Consider the following 13,979-nt stretch of genomic DNA (forward strand, 5'->3'; position numbering starts at 1 on the left):
TCTTCAATTTGATTGAGTACCCTGCCAATAGGCACGGGCGGCAGCGACATCCGCATCGATCGCCGACTTCAACGCCTCCAGGGAGGCAAAACGCTGCTCATCACGCAGCTTGTGGTGGAAGGTCACGCTGATCCGCTGGTCGTAGAGGTCGGCGGAATAGTCCAGCAGATGGACCTCCAGATGGGCGCGTCCATCGCCCTTCACGCTGGGGCGCACGCCGATGTTTGCAACGCCGGGCAGTTGCCGGCCTTCCAGCTCCACACTGACCAGGTACACGCCGTTGAGCGGGACGCGGCGGCGTTTGAGCTGCACGTTGGCGGTCGGGGTACCCAGCTGGCGACCGAGTTTCTGCCCGTGCAGCACTCGGCCGGTAATGGTGAACGGCCGCCCCAGCAGCCGCTCCGCAAGCACGAAGTCGCCCTCGGCCAGGGCCTGGCGCACGCGGGTGCTGCTGACCCGCAAGCCATCCAGCTCGACGGTTGCCGCGGCTTCGACACTGAAACCTTCCGCTTCGCCCGCCTGCAGCAGGAAATCGAAGTCTCCGGCGCGGTCGCAGCCAAAGCGGAAATCGTCACCGATCTCCAGGTGCTTGGCGCCCAGTCCTTCCACCAGCACGGCATGCACGAACTCGGCGGCGCTGAGCTCACGCAGACGGTGGTTGAAGGCCAGGCAAAGCACCCGGTCCACCCCTTCGCGGGCCAGCAGCTCGAGCTTGTCGCGCAGCCGCGTCAGGCGCACGGGTGCAGTGTCAGGGCCGAAATATTCGCGCGGCTGCGGCTCGAAAATCACCACGCAAGTAGGCAAACCCAGCTCAGCCGCACGCTCGCGCAACCGCTTGAGAATGGCCTGGTGGCCGCGGTGCACGCCGTCGAAATTGCCGATGGTGGCGACGCAGCCCCGATGTTGGGGCCGCAGGTTGTGTAAACCTCGAACCAGCTGCATAGCACAAGTCTTGTTCACAAAGTGGTCGATTATACGCACAGCCGAGGCTGGACAACAGGCGCTACAGACCCGTCACCACGACAAGCGGCGACGAGTCGCAGCTCGGCGAACTACACGGCCCGCCGGGCGAAGTCGCGAAGGCGAAAACCCAGGAGCGCCAGCATGCCGAAATAGGTGATTACACCGGCACCCACGAGCGCGGCCAGGCGCAGCAGACGTTCGGCCATTCCTCCCTGCTCCCATGCGGGCAGCAGGTACATCACGCCGAGCAGGACCGCGCACATCGCCAGCACCGCCAGCACGAGCTTTGCCAGAAATTTCCCCCAGCCCGGCTGCGGCTGGAACAGCTGCTGCTTGCGCAGCTGCCAGTAGAGCAGCCCGGCGTTCATGCAAGCCGCGAGGCTGATCGCCAGTGCCAATCCGGCATGGCGCAGCGGGAAGACGAAGACAAGGTTCATCAACTGGGTGGCGATGAGCGTGAACAGGGCGATCCTCACCGGCGTGCGAATGTTCTGCCGCGCATAGAAACCAGGAGCCAGTACCTTGACCAGGATTATCCCGAGCAGGCCCACGGCGTAAGCGATCAATGCGCGCTGGGTCATCAACGCGTCGGTGGCAGTGAACTTCCCGTACTGGAACAGCGCCACTGTCAGCGGCTCGGCGAGCAGCGCCAGGGCCAGGGTGCAAGGCAGTACCAGCAGGAAGCACAGACGCAGACCCCAATCGAGCAGCTGCGAGTACGCATGGCGGTCATCGCTCGCGTAAGTCTTGGCCAGGGATGGCAGCAGGATGGTGCCCAAGGCGACGCCGAGCACACCGGACGGCAACTCCATCAGGCGGTCGGCGTAGTACATCCAGGACACCGACCCCGCCGCCAGGAAAGAGGCGAAGATGGTGTTGATGATCAACGAGATCTGCCCCACGGAAACCCCGAAGATCGCCGGCCCCATCTGCTTGAGCACGCGCCAGACCCCGGTATCGCGCAGGTTCAGGCGAGGCAGTACGAGCATGCCGATGCGCTTTAGCGACGGCAGTTGGTAGAGCAACTGTGCCAGGCCGCCGACAAGCGTCGCCCAGCCGAGGGCCATGATCGGCGGGTCGAAATAGGGAATCAGGAACAGCGAGAAGACAATCATGCTGACGTTCAGCAGGGTCGGCACAAAGGCCGGCACCGCGTAACGGTTCCAGGTATTGAGGACCGCTCCCGCCAGCGATGACAACGAAATCAGGAAAATATACGGAAAGGTCACCCGCAGCAGGTCGGTGGTCAGGGCGAACTTCTCAGGGGTATCAGCAAAACCCGGGGCGGTCACCCAGATCACCCACGGCGCCGCGAGCACACCGAGCAGGGTCACCAACGCCAGTACCAGGGTCAGGAGGCCGGAGATGTAAGCGATGAACGTGCGGGTCGCCTCCTCGCCCTGCTGGGTCTTGTATTCCGCCAGGATCGGGACGAATGCCTGGGAGAACGCCCCCTCGGCGAAGATTCGACGCAACAGGTTGGGCAACTTGAAAGCGACGAAGAAGGCGTCGGTGGCCATGCCGGCGCCGAAATAGCGCGCGACGATGGTATCGCGCACGAAGCCCAATACGCGGGAAAGCATGGTGATGGAGCTGACGGCCGCCAGCGACTTGAGCAGGTTCATTCAGGGGTCCGGACAGGTGTTGCGCGGTCCTTCGGCAATGCTGCCAGGGGACAATCGAGGCTGCCGAGTGTAGAGTCCGTGCGGGATAAAAGCATCCGGCAAGAAAAGCGCACGCTCGTCGCCCGACCTGCCTGAACGCCCTTGACAAGCCCACATCACGTGGGCATGATTCGCGGCCTTAATTTGATTCAATTCCCCAGTTTCGAGGAGCTTGACGGTGGCCAACACACCTTCTGCCAAAAAACGCGCCAAACAGGCTGAGAAGCGTCGTAGCCATAACGCCAGCCTGCGCTCCATGGTTCGTACCTACATCAAGAACGTGGTCAAGGCTATCGACGCCAAAGACCTGCCGAAGGCACAAGCCGCTTTCACCGCTGCTGTACCGGTGATCGATCGCATGGCCGACAAAGGCATCATCCACAAGAACAAAGCTGCTCGTCACAAGAGCCGCCTGAACGCCCACATCAAGGCGCTCGGTCAAGCTGCTGCCTAAGCTTGAGTTCTTGCGAAAAAACCGGCCTTCTGGCCGGTTTTTTTATTGCCTGCATTTTCCTGACGCAGGATCTGCAGCCATAAAAAAGCCCGGAAATTCCGGGCTTTCTGCTTTCTGGAATCAACTCAAGGCCGGCTCGGCCATGGAACGATCGGGATCGCCGTAACAGCATTCTGTGGACTGCCCTCGATCACGCGGTCGCTGTAGACCAGATAGATCAGGGTATTGCGCTTGCGATCGAAGAAGCGCACGACCTGCATGGTCTTGAAAACCAGCGACGTGCGCTCCTTGAATACCTCTTCGCCATCCTTGAGTTCGCCACTGAAGCGAATGGGCCCCACCTGGCGACAAGCAATGGACGCCTCGGCACGATCCTCAGCCAGCCCCAGCCCACCTTTCACACCACCAGTCTTGGCTCGTGACAGGTAGCAGGTCACACCTTCCACCTTCGGATCATCGAATGCTTCGACCGTGATCTTGTCGTTCGGCCCCATCCACTTGAACACGGTGGAGACCGAGCCGATTTCCTCCGCAGCAGCCAACAGCGGTATCGCCAGAAGCGCCACCGCCACTCCCTTGATCAGTCGCATCTGCCCCTCCAACTCAAACCAGGACCAGGTTGTCCCGGTGCACCAGCTCCGGCTCATCGACATAGCCCAGCAGCTTCTCGATGAGATCGGACGATTGGCCAATGATCTTCTGCGCCTCGAGAGCGCTGTAGTTGGCCAGACCACGGGCGATTTCAGCACCATCCGGCCCGACGCAAACCACCATCTCGCCGCGACGGAAACTGCCCTGAACAGCCTTCACGCCGACCGGCAGCAGGCTCTTGCGGTCCTCCCGGAGAGCTTTGACCGCACCCGCATCGAGCACCAGCGTGCCACGGGTCTGCAGATGGCCAGCCAGCCACTGCTTGCGCGCCGCCAGCATGCCGCGCTCAGGCGCAAGCAGCGTACCCAGGCGCTCACCAGACTTGAGGCGATCCAGAACACGCTCGATCCGCCCACCGACGATCACGGTGTGCGCGCCGGAGCGTGCCGCCAGCCGCGCGGCGCGCAGCTTGGTCTGCATACCGCCCCGCCCCAGAGCACCACCGGTACCACCGGCGACAGCATCCAGCGCAGGGTCATCGGCACGAGCCTCGAAGATCAGTTGGGCATCGGGATTGTGACGAGGGTCGGCGTCGAACATGCCGTCGCGATCCGTAAGGATCACCAGCAGGTCCGCCTCCACCAGGTTGGCCACCAGCGCCGCCAGGGTGTCGTTGTCACCGAAGCGAATTTCGTCGGTAACCACGGTGTCGTTCTCGTTGATCACCGGAATCGCACCCAGCTCAACCAGGGTGCGCAGGGTGCTGCGAGCGTTCAGGTAGCGCTTGCGATCAGACAGGTCATCGTGGGTCAGCAGGATCTGCGCAGTGTGGCGACCATGCTCGGCGAAACTGGATTCCCAAGCCTGGACCAGCCCCATCTGCCCTACGGCAGCGGCAGCCTGCAGCTCGTGAACGGCGCTCGGGCGACTCTGCCACCCCAGGCGACTCATACCAGCCGCCACAGCACCGGAGGACACCAGCACCAGCTCCACACCTGCCTCACGCAAGGCCACCATCTGCTCAACCCAGACCGCCATGGCCGAGCGATCCAGCCCGCGACCGTCAGCCGTGAGCAAAGCACTACCGATCTTCACCACCCAGCGCTGCGCGCCAGTCACCTTGTCCCGCATATCGTCCAACCTTAGCTAGAAGGCCGCGCGGCAAGGCGCGCGGCCATGCGAACATCCCACAGCGCCGGGTGGCGCCAGGATCAGGGTACGTAGAAGATTTCCGGCCCGTCGCCGTCATCCTCGTCGTCATCGAAATCGTCGTCATCATCGACGCCAGCGCTCTTCATGCCGGCACGGCGCAGGGCACGCTGATCATCCATGGCCTGCAGACGGGCACGCGCCTCGTCCTCGATGCGCTGATCCAGCTCAGCGAGCTGATCGGCATACTCCGGCTCCTCTTCCATGCGCAGGGTGCGCTCGTCGAGGTAGCGCATGATCTCCTGGGAGAGCGCTTCGGTGCCTTCGCGCTCCAAGGCGGAAATCACGAACACCGGCCCTTCCCACCCCAGACGCTCAAGCACTGCCTTCAAGCGGGTATCGCGATCTTCATCGAGAAGCTGGTCAGCCTTGTTCAGCACCAGCCAGCGATCACGCTCGGTCAGGGCCGGACTGAAGCGCCCCAACTCTTCGATGATGGTGGCAGCAGCCTCGGCCGGATCACTTTCATCCAGCGGCGCCATGTCGACGATGTGCAGCAACAGGCGAGTACGCGCGAGGTGCTTGAGGAAGCGAATGCCCAGGCCAGCGCCTTCTGCAGCACCCTCGATCAGACCGGGGATGTCCGCGACCACGAAGGACTTGAAACGCCCCACGCTGACCACGCCAAGGTTCGGCACCAGCGTAGTGAAGGGGTAATCAGCCACTTTCGGCTTGGCCGCGGAAACGGCACGAATGAACGTGCTCTTGCCTGCGTTCGGCAGGCCGAGCAGACCAACATCGGCCAACACCTTCAGCTCCAGCTTGAGGTCGCGGGACTCGCCCAGCTTGCCCTTCGTGGTCTGACGCGGTGCGCGGTTGGTACTGGACTTGAAGCGGGTGTTGCCCAGGCCGTGCCAGCCACCCTGGGCAACCATCAGACGCTGTCCCGGCTTGGTCAGGTCGCCGATGATTTCCTGGGTCGCCGCATCGATGATCGTGGTCCCTACCGGCACCGGCAGGACCAGGTCATCACCCTTGCGACCGGTGCAGTCCTTGCTGCCGCCGTTTTCACCGCGCTGGGCGTCGAAACGACGGGTGTAGCGGTAATCGACCAGGGTATTGAGGTTCGGATCGGCCTCCATGAATACGGAGCCGCCATCGCCCCCGTCACCACCGTTGGGGCCGCCCTTCTCAATGAACTTTTCGCGACGGAAGCTCATCAGGCCATTGCCGCCGTCGCCCGCTTTTACAAAGATCGATACTTCATCGACGAATTTCATCAGGACGCCTCCCGTCACGGGGACGGGTTGTAGAAAACAAAGAACATAGGATACAGGGAAGCTCGAGCAATTCAGAGTTTCCGCATATCAGAAACAAAAAAGCCCCGTCGCAAGACGGGGCTTTTGCAGCGAGATCGCGATCAGGCCGCGACGACGCTCACGTACTTGCGACCGAAGGCGCCTTTGACCTCGAACTTGACCACGCCGTCCACTTTCGCGAACAGAGTGTGATCCTTGCCCAGGCCTACGCCGACGCCGGCGTGGAACTTGGTGCCGCGCTGACGCACGATGATGTTGCCGGCCTTGATGACCTGGCCGCCATACAGTTTCACGCCAAGGCGTTTACTTTCTGAGTCGCGGCCGTTGCGGGTAGAACCGCCAGCTTTTTTGTGTGCCATGAGTCAAATCCTCCAAAAAGGAAATTAGGCCTGGATGCCGGTGATTTTGATTTCAGTGAACCACTGGCGGTGGCCCTGGCGCTTCATGTGGTGCTTACGACGGCGGAACTTGATGATGCGCACTTTGTCGTGACGGCCTTGAGAGACCACTTCAGCGACTACTTTGGCGCCATCAACAACCGGAGCACCGATTTTCACGTCTTCGCCATTGCCGATCAGCAGGACTCGGTCGAAAGTCACGGATTCGCCAGTGGCGACTTCGAGCTTCTCGACTTTCAGGAATTCACCTTCAGCGACTTTGTATTGCTTGCCGCCGGTAACGATAACTGCGTACATGGATTTTCTCCGTTAAACCTGCTCACCCGACGCTTTATAAAAAGAGGTATCGGTCGGCATGGCTGCATGGGGCCGGAACTGACGCCCGTGCAATTGCGTAAGGCAGGAAAATGCCCAAGGAAGTTCAGGGGCCGCGATTGTACGCAAGGCGCGATTGCCGCGCAAGCACCGCCAGGGCTCGCCTTGACAGTCCCCGGCCCGGTCCCTAGCATGCCGCGCATCCCAACAGGAGCACTTCTGGCCGATGCAACCCCAGGCTTTCTACCGCGTGGTGGCGGACGATTTTACCGCAGTCGACGACATCATTCGCCGGCAGCTGACCTCCCGCGTCCCCCTGGTGGAAAAGATCGGTGACTACATCGTCTCCGCCGGTGGCAAGCGCCTGCGTCCGCTGCTCGTCCTGCTGAGCGGCAATGCCCTTGGCTTCGGCGGCGACCAACTGCGCCTGCTGGCCGCCACCATCGAGTTCCTGCACACCTCCACCCTGCTCCACGACGACGTGGTGGATGCCTCCGGCCTGCGCCGCGGCCGCTCCACCGCCAACGCCCTGTGGGGCAACGCACCCAGCGTGCTGGTGGGCGACTTCCTCTATGCCCGCTCCTTCGAAATGATGGTGGAACTCGGCTCCATGCCGGTGATGCGCATCATCTCCCAGGCCACTCGGGTCATCGCCGAAGGCGAAGTGCTGCAGCTGTCGAAAATCCGTGACGCCAGCACCACTGAAGAAACCTATATGGAAGTCATTCGCGGCAAGACCGCGATGCTCTTCGAAGCTTCGACCCACAGCGCCGCTGTGTTGGCCGGCGCTAGCGCCGAGCAGTCCGAGGCCCTGCGCCAGTTTGGCGACGCCCTGGGCATCGCCTTCCAACTGGTGGACGACCTGCTCGACTACCGTGGCGATGCTGCCACCCTCGGCAAGAACGTCGGAGACGACCTGGCCGAAGGCAAGCCCACCCTGCCGCTGATCGCCGCCATGCGCGATGGCACTCCGGAGCAGGCCAGCCTGGTGCGCAAGGCCATCCAGCAAGGCGGTAGCCAAGACCTGGAAGGTATCCGCGCAGCCGTGGAAGCCGCCGGCGCCCTGGACTACACCGCCCAACTGGCCCGTGATTATGCCGCCCGCGCCATTGCCTGCCTGGACACGCTGCCAGCCAACGCCTATCGCGATGCGCTGGTGGAGCTCACCGAGTTCGCTGTCGCGCGCACCCACTGAGGTTCTGATCAGCCGAAAAAGCCCGTCCTGGTGACGGGCTTTTTTCTGCCTCGACGAAAGGTATCGATTAGCGCTTGCTATTTTAATAATGGGAATTATTCTCATCTCAACGGTTTTCAAGGAGATGAGCCATGACCTACCTGATCGATGCCTGGCTGGATCGCCCCCACCCTTACCTGCGGATACTTCACAGGGAAACCGGTGAGGTCTGCGCCGTGCTGGAAGAAGAAGCCCTCGACGAACTGCGTGACCAGGGCGACCTCGACCTGGCCTGCCTCAACTCAAGCGAACCGCTGGTGCTCAAGGAACTGGTGCGAAACCTCTTCCTGTTCTGCTACGCCAGGGCATTGCGTCCGCACGGCGAGCTGCACTGAGGGTCATTCCGGAATCTGGATGACGCCAGGATGCGTCATCCGCAAGAGCGGCGCCCGGGCGCCGCGCTTGCAGCGAGGGCAAAGGCGCCCTCGCCGGTTCCTGGGCGGGCCAGGGATGGCTCGCCCAGGGGTCGCCCTGGATCAGAGGATGTCCAGGAGCTCCACGTCGAACACCAACACGCTGTGCGGCGGGATGCTGCCGACAGCCTGGCCGCCGTAGGCCAGTTCGCTCGGAACGTGCAGGCGCCATTTGCTGCCGGCGTTCATCAGTTGCAGGGCCTCGACCCAGCCGGCGATCACGCCGCCCACCGGGAATTCAGCCGGCTGGCCACGATCATAGGAGCTGTCGAACACAGTGCCGTCGATCAGGGTGCCGTGGTAGTGCGTACGTACGGTGTCTTCGGCGGACGGCTTGGCGCCCTCACCCGCTACCAACACTTCGAACTGCAGGCCCGACGGCAGGACGGTCACGCCTTCGCGCTTGGCGTTCTCTTCCAGGTAGGTGCGACCAGCGCCGGCGGCGGCTTCGGCCTTGGCTTCGGCTTCGGCCTGCATGCGCTCGCGGATGACGCGGAAGCTGGCGGACAGGGCGGCGCCATCGACGCGGCTTTCCAGGCCCTGGAAGGCATCGCTGAGGCCAGCGATCACAGCCTCAAGGCTCACGCCGGGCGGGGGATTGTCACGGATCTGGTCGCCGAGCTGACGGCCAATGCCGTAGCTGACGCGGGTTTCGTCGGTAGAGAGATCAAGTTGGGACATGGCGGAACTCCGCTCCGGGAAAAAAAGGCCGGCCAGACTAGCACAGCTTCCCTTTCCCGGCGCGGGCGCCCACCCACAGCCGCAGGGTCAGTGGGACACGCGGGTCGAAATAGGCACGCGCACCGTATCCTGGCTGTCCGCCTCCATCCCGCACATCTCGTCGTGCACCACGCTGTGCACCAGGTGGAAGGGCAGGTCCGGGAACTCGCGAAGCACTTCCCGGGCGTGTTCCACCGATCGAAGATGCGTCGCATGGCCCTGGCCGTCATCCAGATGATGGGTACGCCCATCGATTCGGGCTTCCAGCAGATAGATGCCGCCTTCCAGAGAGATCAGGTTGATTTCTTCGATGTGCCCGGCACGGGCATGACTGCTGAGGTCGTGCAATTTCATGGCGTCGCCCTCGCTCGCTGTACACCTCCAATCTAATGCACTGGACCGGATGCGGACGGCAGATACGCAACCGCCCGTCCGCTTTTCAGCGGCCGGGCGGTCAGGGCAGCGATAAAACCTTGTCAGTGGTCGTGCTTGGTCATCTTGTCCAGATAACCCATGGCGAAGGCCGAGATGACGAAGGTCATGTGCAGGACCACGTACCACATGATCTTGCTGTTATCGATGTTCTGCGCGTCCATGAAGATACGCAGCAGGTGAATGGAGGAGATTGCCACGATGGATGCGGCCACCTTCATCTTCAGCGAGCCGGAGTCCATCTTGCCGAGCCAGCTCAGTTTTTCCTTGCTGTCGTCGATGTCCAGCTGCGAAACGAAGTTCTCGTAGCCGGAGATCATCACCATCACCAGCAGGCCGCCCACCAGCGACATATCGATCAGCGAAAGCAGCACCAGGATCAGGTCGGCTTCGGACTTCTCGAAGACGTGCGGCAGGATGTGCACGACTTCCTGGAAGAATTTCAGGGTAAGCGCCAACAGCGCGAAGGACAGACCGAAGTAGATCGGGGCCAGCAACCAGCGTGCGGCGTACATCGAGTTTTCTAGAATGCGTTCCATGGCTTCTCGTAGTCAGTAAAAAACCGGCCGCGAGTATAGCGAGGTGCTTCTTACAGAAAAATAATGGCAACGAGCAGCGAAATATCCCCAAACACTGTGGATAAGTCTGTGAGCGAACATTGGAACGTCCGACGAACGCCGCTACCGCCGCAGGCTCCCAGCCGCTGCACAAAAGCTGGCCAACTGAAGCCCATCAGGTTTCAGGGCGGAACTGGTAGTCGCCAAGGTTTCGGCAACGCGTGCCGTTGATGCGTCGCAACTCACCCTGGAGGTGCAGCCGCCAGATCGGCGGATCGTGGGCTTCGGTGTATCCCTGCTCGGCGAGGCAATCGGCAATCGCAGAGAGCACCGACTCCGCAACGAGAGGCCCGTGGAATGGGCCCTGGGCTTTGATCGCCGAGGGTTGTTCCCCCGACATTCCCGCTGCACAGAGCAGCGTCCAGAGTCCATTCTCTCCCGCCAGCGGACGGATCACACACTCGATCCGGGTCACGAGTCCCAGGCACTGGCGGGTAAGGCAGAGGTTGCGCGTCATGGCGGCTTTCCTCGCAGAGGCCTGTTTTTCAGCCTACACCCGAGTTTAGCCCTACGAAAGCACGATGCTTATCCACGTGAACTGTGGATAACCCTGTGTACAGGGTGAGGGAAAGGCGGTGGGACGCCGGCTACCCGAGGGGCCTACCCCACCGCTCAATGACTGACCAGCCACGCCGGGCACCCAACCCGGCGCGACGAGTCAGCAGAGGCTCAGGACGGACCCTGGGTCTTGTCCGGGACCGGCGCCTTGCCGGGCTCCTTCTTTGGCCCCTTACGCGCAGGCTTGGGCGGTGCTGCGGCCTTGGCAACGGCCTCCACTACCTCCTGGGCAACAGCTGGTTTCTCCTCTTCTTCCAGCCCCATCTCGGCAATTTCCCGCAGTCGCTCCACCACGCGGGCATTGACGCTACCTTCAGGGAACTGGCCCTTGTCGTCTGGTACGCCAGCCGGCTCGCCCACCAACAAGCTCAGGGCCTCGTCGGCCTGGCGGACCGCATAGACGTGGAAGCGTCCCTTGCGCACGGCGTCCAGCACGCGCTCGTCCAGCATCAGGGTGGTGACGTTGGCATGGGGGATGATGACTCCCTGCTCGCCCGTGAGGCCACGGGCTTCGCAGAGGCGGAAGAAGCCTTCGATCTTCTCGTTGACGCCACCCACCGCCTGCACTTCACCGAACTGGTTGATCGAGCCGGTGATGGCGAAGCACTGCTTGAGCGGCGTGCGCGAGAGGGCGGAGATCAGGGTGCAGGCCTCACCGAGGGAAGCGCTGTCGCCATCCACGTAGCCGTAGGACTGCTCCAGGGCGATGCTCGCGGAGATTTCCAAAGGGAATTCCTGGGCATAGCGGCTGCCGAGGTACCCGGTGAGGATCATCACCCCCTTGGAGTGGATGGGCTGGCCCAGGTTGACCTCGCGCTCGATGTCGACGATGCCGGAGCTGCCCGGGTAGACGGTCGCGGAAATCCGCGCCGGCACGCCGAAAGCCGAATCGCCCACTTCCAGCACGGTCAGGCCGTTGCACTTGCCCACGGCGGCACCGGCGGTGTCGATCAGGATGATGCCCGCCAGCATGTCGTCGAGGATGCGCGCGGATACGCGACCCGTGCGGGTGGCCTTGGCCTTGAGGGCACGGTCGATGTGATCGGCATCGGTCATCGGCTCATTCGCCAGCTGACGGATGAAGTCCGCCTCGCTGACCAGTTGGAACAGATCGCCGATGCGTGCCGAAAGCCGGCCCTGGTGCTCGGCCAGACGGGCGCTGTAGGTCGCCAGACGGGCGACGGCAGCCGCGGTGAGCGGGGCCATGCCCTCTTCCGAGGTGCGGGTCTTCAGCAACTGGGCGAACTGCTCGAGGCTGTCGTCGGACAGGGCAATTTCCTCGTCGAAGTCCACCAGCACGCGGAACATCTCCTGGAAGTCGGGATCCAGGTCCTGCAGCGTGTAGTAGAGCTGGCGCGACCCGATGATCACCACCTTCACCTGCAGCGGGATCATCTGGGGTGTCAGGGTGACGGTGGCCAGGCGGCCGAGCTCGGCAAGAGGGGACTCCATCTTCAGCTTGCGCGACTGCAGTGCGCGCTTCAGGGCATCCCAGACGAAGGGTTCGCCCAGCAGCTTCTCGGCTTCCAGGATCAGGAAACCACCGTTGGCGCGGTGCAGCGCACCTGGGCGCAGCTGGCGGTAGCTGGTGTAGAGGGCGCCCTGGTCGGTGCCGTACTCGATGCGGCCGAAGAGGTTGTCATAGGTGGGATGCGGCTCGAACACCACTGGGGCGCCGCCGCTGGCGTGATGACCCACCACCAGGCTGGGGCAGTACTGCTCTTCCAGTATTTCGCGACGCTGGGCGTCCGGCTTGTCGTCCAGCAGCTGGTCCACCACCGTTTTCAGCAGGTTCACCTGCATGGCCTGCAGATAGGCCACCACGCCGGCGTTCTCCGCGTACTTGGCCGACAGGGGCGAAAGCAGCGGCTGCAGGGCCTGGGTAATGGTTTCCTCGTTGAGCTGGCGGAGCTGGTTGCTGGACTCGCGCTTCCACTGCGGCAGGCTGGACAGCTCCTCGTTCAGGCGCTCCTCCAGCATGGAAATGTCATCGTGGAAACGCTCGCGCTCGGCCTCGTCCAACTGGGCGAAGTCCGCTTCGTCCAGGGCCTTGCCGTCCTTCATGGGCGTGAAGGCGATGTTCGCACTGTCACGGTAGAGGGCGACGTCTTTCTCCAGGGCCAGGCGCTCGATGACGTCCAGGGCACGGTCGTAGCGCTGGTTGAAGGCGCGATCGATAGCGCTCTTCTTCTGCTGGAAGGTCGGCGTCTCGAATACCGCCGGGAAGGTGGACAGGAGGTTGTCCACCAGATGCTCGATGTCGCTGATGAAATCGTTCGCCTCGCCCGACGGCAATTGCAGGGCACGAGGCTCGCGGAGTTCTTCAAAGTGGTTGACGTAGAGCCAGTCCGCCGGGGTTTCCAGGCGCTTGCCCTCGGCCTTGAGGTAGCGTTTGACGAAGGAGAAGCGGCCAGTGCCCGGCTCCCCCATTACATAGACGTTGTAACCGGGACGCGGCATTGCCACGCCGAACTGCAGGGCCTCCACCGCGCGCTCCTGGCCGAGCACGCCGCGGAAGGGCTCCAGGTCCTCGGTCGACTGGAAACTGAACTGGTGGGGCTCGAACGGACGGGTCAGCGCATCGGGCGCCAGTCGCAGGCTGGCAGCGAAGGAGTCAGGCATCGAGTGTCCTTAATGGCTCGGCAAGAAAGCAATGGCCGCATTCTGGCGCCGCCCTGACATCACTGGCAAGGCAAAACGCCAGGGTGTTCAGTGGGCCAGGTCAGCGCAGCTCAGGCAGTACTCGGCCGCCGGCAGCACCGCCAGTCGCGCCGGCTCTATGGCATCGCCGCAACGCTGGCAAAAACCGTAGCTGCCGTCCGCCAGGCGCAGCTTGGCCATGCCCACGCGGCGCAGGGCGGCCTCGGTTTCGGCGAGGATGGCAGTCAGCACTTCGTCGTTCTCGCGCTCCCCCGCCTGCTCGGCAAAATCCGGCGAGTGGCTGCTGGCCAGGTCTTCACGAATGGAGTTGGCGCGGGCGGTGTACTCCACTATCAGGGCATCGAGTGCAGCCCGAGGGTCTGTGGTTGTCATGCTGGAATCTCCCCAGTTCACTCCCTAAGTGTGGACGCTGTAACGCAGCCTGCATCCCACTTGTGCAAACTTGCGCAAATGCGCGTCATCGCCTTGCTTGACACCCGCCCCGGCGTTAC

At 62.8% G+C, this 13,979-nt stretch carries 16 protein-coding genes; 3 read left to right on the plus strand and 13 right to left on the minus strand.

Annotation, left to right across the window (positions count from 1 at the left end):
• Positions 1 to 3 precede the first annotated feature (3 nt).
• Positions 4 to 942, minus strand: a complete 939-nt coding sequence (gene ribF, locus MnOB_RS15405; RefSeq protein WP_077525096.1) for a bifunctional riboflavin kinase/FAD synthetase — start codon at positions 940 to 942, stop codon at positions 4 to 6.
• Between the two features lie 110 nt (positions 943 to 1,052).
• Positions 1,053 to 2,588 carry a murein biosynthesis integral membrane protein MurJ gene (murJ, locus tag MnOB_RS15410; protein WP_077525097.1) on the minus strand — a complete coding sequence of 512 codons (1,536 nt, stop codon included), beginning with the start codon at positions 2,586 to 2,588 and terminating at the stop codon, positions 1,053 to 1,055.
• A 217-nt stretch (positions 2,589 to 2,805) separates the two neighbouring features.
• Here murJ and rpsT point away from each other — a divergent pair, with 217 nt between their 5' ends.
• Positions 2,806 to 3,081, plus strand: a complete 276-nt coding sequence (rpsT, locus tag MnOB_RS15415) for a 30S ribosomal protein S20 (RefSeq protein WP_069082204.1) — start codon at positions 2,806 to 2,808, stop codon at positions 3,079 to 3,081.
• 125 nt (positions 3,082 to 3,206) lie between these two features.
• Here rpsT and MnOB_RS15420 read toward each other — a convergent pair whose 3' ends face one another.
• The 5 genes from MnOB_RS15420 to rplU all read right to left on the minus strand — a co-directional run bounded on the left by MnOB_RS15420 (position 3,207) and on the right by rplU (position 6,835).
• A complete protein-coding gene (locus tag MnOB_RS15420; protein ID WP_077525098.1) occupies positions 3,207 to 3,671 on the minus strand; it encodes a CreA family protein in 465 nt (154 codons plus the stop codon).
• 13 nt (positions 3,672 to 3,684) lie between these two features.
• Positions 3,685 to 4,803 (minus strand): glutamate 5-kinase, encoded by a 1,119-nt coding sequence (gene proB, locus MnOB_RS15425; protein ID WP_077525099.1) that lies wholly within the window; start codon positions 4,801 to 4,803, stop codon positions 3,685 to 3,687.
• 80 nt (positions 4,804 to 4,883) lie between these two features.
• Positions 4,884 to 6,101, minus strand: a complete 1,218-nt coding sequence (gene cgtA, locus MnOB_RS15430) for an Obg family GTPase CgtA (RefSeq protein WP_077525100.1) — start codon at positions 6,099 to 6,101, stop codon at positions 4,884 to 4,886.
• Between the two features lie 140 nt (positions 6,102 to 6,241).
• Complete coding sequence (rpmA, locus tag MnOB_RS15435; protein WP_044410405.1) at positions 6,242 to 6,499, minus strand: 50S ribosomal protein L27; 258 nt, start codon at positions 6,497 to 6,499, stop codon at positions 6,242 to 6,244.
• A gap of 24 nt (positions 6,500 to 6,523) precedes the next feature.
• A complete protein-coding gene (gene rplU / locus MnOB_RS15440; RefSeq protein ID WP_044872190.1) occupies positions 6,524 to 6,835 on the minus strand; it encodes a 50S ribosomal protein L21 in 312 nt (103 codons plus the stop codon).
• A gap of 244 nt (positions 6,836 to 7,079) precedes the next feature.
• Between rplU and MnOB_RS15445 the strand changes: the two genes are divergently transcribed.
• Together MnOB_RS15445 and MnOB_RS15450 are read left to right on the plus strand one after the other, a co-directional pair.
• On the plus strand, positions 7,080 to 8,048 hold the full coding sequence (locus tag MnOB_RS15445; RefSeq protein WP_077525101.1) for a polyprenyl synthetase family protein: 969 nt from the start codon (positions 7,080 to 7,082) through the stop codon (positions 8,046 to 8,048).
• A gap of 131 nt (positions 8,049 to 8,179) precedes the next feature.
• Positions 8,180 to 8,422: a PA4570 family protein gene (locus tag MnOB_RS15450; RefSeq protein WP_077525102.1), complete on the plus strand. Its 243-nt coding sequence runs from the start codon at positions 8,180 to 8,182 to the stop codon at positions 8,420 to 8,422.
• A gap of 141 nt (positions 8,423 to 8,563) precedes the next feature.
• Here MnOB_RS15450 and MnOB_RS15455 read toward each other — a convergent pair whose 3' ends face one another.
• The 6 genes from MnOB_RS15455 to MnOB_RS15480 all read right to left on the minus strand — a co-directional run bounded on the left by MnOB_RS15455 (position 8,564) and on the right by MnOB_RS15480 (position 13,860).
• The gene (locus tag MnOB_RS15455) at positions 8,564 to 9,181 is read right to left on the minus strand and encodes a BamJ family beta-barrel-assembly machinery protein (protein WP_077525103.1); all 618 of its coding nucleotides are present in this window, start codon (positions 9,179 to 9,181) and stop codon (positions 8,564 to 8,566) included.
• 87 nt (positions 9,182 to 9,268) lie between these two features.
• A complete protein-coding gene (locus tag MnOB_RS15460) occupies positions 9,269 to 9,574 on the minus strand; it encodes a DUF6482 family protein (RefSeq protein WP_077525104.1) in 306 nt (101 codons plus the stop codon).
• A gap of 122 nt (positions 9,575 to 9,696) precedes the next feature.
• Positions 9,697 to 10,191, minus strand: coding sequence for a TIGR00645 family protein (locus tag MnOB_RS15465; RefSeq protein ID WP_077525105.1), 495 nt, complete (start codon positions 10,189 to 10,191; stop codon positions 9,697 to 9,699).
• Between the two features lie 193 nt (positions 10,192 to 10,384).
• On the minus strand, positions 10,385 to 10,726 hold the full coding sequence (locus tag MnOB_RS15470) for a PA4575 family protein (RefSeq protein WP_028629637.1): 342 nt from the start codon (positions 10,724 to 10,726) through the stop codon (positions 10,385 to 10,387).
• A gap of 212 nt (positions 10,727 to 10,938) precedes the next feature.
• Complete coding sequence (locus MnOB_RS15475) at positions 10,939 to 13,449, minus strand: Lon protease family protein (protein WP_077525106.1); 2,511 nt, start codon at positions 13,447 to 13,449, stop codon at positions 10,939 to 10,941.
• A gap of 87 nt (positions 13,450 to 13,536) precedes the next feature.
• The gene (locus tag MnOB_RS15480; protein ID WP_077525107.1) at positions 13,537 to 13,860 is read right to left on the minus strand and encodes a TraR/DksA family transcriptional regulator; all 324 of its coding nucleotides are present in this window, start codon (positions 13,858 to 13,860) and stop codon (positions 13,537 to 13,539) included.
• Positions 13,861 to 13,979 lie beyond the last annotated feature (119 nt).

This window comes from Metapseudomonas resinovorans (genome assembly GCF_002003485.1).
Classification (GTDB): Bacteria; Pseudomonadota; Gammaproteobacteria; order Pseudomonadales; family Pseudomonadaceae; genus Metapseudomonas; species Metapseudomonas resinovorans_D.